The organism is Bacillus cereus group sp. TH152-1LC, assembly GCF_027710505.1.
GTDB classification, from domain to species: domain Bacteria; phylum Bacillota; class Bacilli; order Bacillales; family Bacillaceae_G; genus Bacillus_A; species Bacillus_A mobilis.
The window spans coordinates 1-1,611 of record NZ_JAQFNK010000065.1 but is presented as its reverse complement, the minus strand read 5'-3'; the positions used below and the strand labels follow the sequence as shown (position 1 = coordinate 1,611).

Here is a 1,611-nt window from a genome sequence, read left to right as displayed (position 1 = left end):
ATAAACATACTAAGATTAGTAGTGCAGACCAAGGCATTGGTTCGCACTACTATTTTTTTTATATAGTAGAAGTGAAGAAAGGGCCGAGGTTTCTTTAGGATTTAGAATCCGTAAAATAAACTGGCCTTCTTCGCTTACCTTATTTGAATCAGTTTTTAGTGTGTAGATCCTTGAGATCGTGTATAAGAAATGGGAATCGATAAGTGTAAGCCGAAGACTTCCATTCCATATAAGGAGGAACTTTATGAAACATGTAATCGCGTTTGACATCAGTATGGGTAAAAGTTATATGGTTATTTATAATGCTCACAAACAATGCATTTTTGAACAGGAATTGAAACATTCTAAACCTGCATTTGAAGAACTACAGGAAAAGATTCTTAAGCTTACAAATGAAACAGGTGAACCACCTGCAATCGTATTTGAAGCCACAGGTATTTATTCTAGACAGCTAGAACGCTTCATGCAAAATAATCAGTACAGCTATTGTTTATTAAATCCCTTAGAAGCAAAACTACAATGCGATTCCTTACGAATCCATAAAACGGACCGAAGTGATGCACATCGGTTAGCTCTTACCCACTTTACAGTTACCCGAAGGGTATCCCATAAAACCGATAATGTGTACCTTCAATTACGATCTCTTTCGAGATTTTACAGCGAACTGGATGGAGAGTTATCTATTCTTCGTGGCCGTATGCATAAAGTAATCCAACTAACATTTCCAGAATTAGAAAAAATGTTTACGAGTAAATCTGATTTATTTTTAAACTTTGTTCAACTATTTCCTCATCCAGATTATGTAGTATCTCTCTCTAAAACGGTTATAAAAAATCGTATTCGTGCTAACACCAATAAGAAAATATCAACTACGCTAGCCGAGACAAAAGCTCTTCAAATTCTTGAATTAGCTAAACATTCTTACCCAGCTGTTTCTCAAGACGATGTACTATGTGATCAGCTCAAAGCATACGCAAAACGCTATCAAGAACTTCTTCACCAAAAGCAGTGCTGTATTAACAAAATGGTAGATATGGCCGAACAACGCCCAGAATATCGTATCATTCTAAGTATCCCTGGAATTGGCCCCAATACAGCTGTACGTTTAATGGCTGAAATAGGCGATATGACACGTTTCGAAAACAATAAACAATTAAATGCATATGCTGGTATCGATATACGTCGCTTTCAATCAGGCAAAACCTTTTATAAAGATAAAATTAATAAACGCGGAAATAAGCATTTACGTAAATTACTGTACCTTACTATTCAAAACATGATTAAAATACGGCGGTACGGTCGCAATCACCTTGTAGAGTATTACGATAAATTAAAAACGCAACCCTATAACAAGTGTCATAAAGTTGCGTCCATTGCATGTGTAAATAAGTTATTAAAGCTTCTCCTTCACCTTATTACACACAATATACACTATGATTATCGGTTAACGGCCTAACATCATAGTTTCATTCATTCTACCACATCATCCCCCCACTAAAAAAACAAATTCATAGTGGGGATATTTAGTATGCCCCGCAAATGAATACTTATATTTTGTGAGAACCAATGTATTAAAAATCTAAAAATACAGATTGACTAATCGTAAGAAAA

The 1,611-nt window shown here is 35.2% G+C and carries 1 protein-coding gene; it reads left to right on the top strand.

The window, feature by feature from the left end; all coding sequences use genetic code 11:
- The first annotated feature begins 244 nt into the window (after positions 1–244).
- Positions 245–1,456 (top strand): IS110 family transposase, encoded by a 1,212-nt coding sequence (locus PDL00_RS34605; RefSeq protein ID WP_270733840.1) that lies wholly within the window; start codon positions 245–247, stop codon positions 1,454–1,456.
- Positions 1,457–1,611: the final 155 nt, after the last annotated feature.

What these genes read in the sequence shown, in the direction of transcription:
- PDL00_RS34605 (WP_270733840.1), top strand. Translation starts at nt 245, where the DNA reads ATGAAACATGTAATCGCGTTTGACATCAGTATGGGTAAAAGTTATATG.